General features: G+C 40.9%; 2 protein-coding genes. Both read left to right on the forward strand.

Annotation, left to right across the window (positions count from 1 at the left end; translation table 11 throughout):
• On the forward strand, positions 1-165 hold the full coding sequence (locus CK486_RS18595; RefSeq protein WP_371915517.1) for a DUF3959 family protein: 165 nt from the start codon (positions 1-3) through the stop codon (positions 163-165).
• The coding region (locus tag CK486_RS18600) for a DUF3959 family protein (RefSeq protein ID WP_141248935.1) at positions 89-430 on the forward strand (342 nt) is incomplete at its 3' end. The genes CK486_RS18595 and CK486_RS18600, both read left to right, overlap by 77 nt.

Below are 430 nucleotides of genomic sequence, written 5' to 3' on the forward strand. Positions count from 1 at the left end.
ATTACGACAGGGCTGCTTGGATTATGGGCAATACTGTTGTGGGATATAAAAGAAATGCAATCACTAGCGGTTTTGCAACGAGTGATGAATGTATTTAAGTCTGGAACTGTCCTTATTCATAGGTGGCTTGTTATTTTTAACGAGTGTAGGAAGCTATTATGCTAAACGATGGCATTCACGAATATTCAGCTGGATCGCGTATACAGGGTTTATCACCTTTTTGCTCGTGATATGGGATCAATACGCTATAATGAGCTCGATAACAGCAAATGTAAAAATAGCAGCGTGTGTGGCGATCATTCCGCTCGTCTTTCGATTTCGCACCTATGCGATTACGACAGGGCTGCTTGGATTATGGGCAATACTGTTGTGGGATATAAAAGAAATGCAATCACTAGCGGTTTTGCAACGAGTGATGAATGTATTTAAG

Source organism: Pseudomonas sp. HAR-UPW-AIA-41 (genome assembly GCF_002304225.1).
GTDB lineage: Bacteria > Pseudomonadota > Gammaproteobacteria > Pseudomonadales > Pseudomonadaceae > Aquipseudomonas.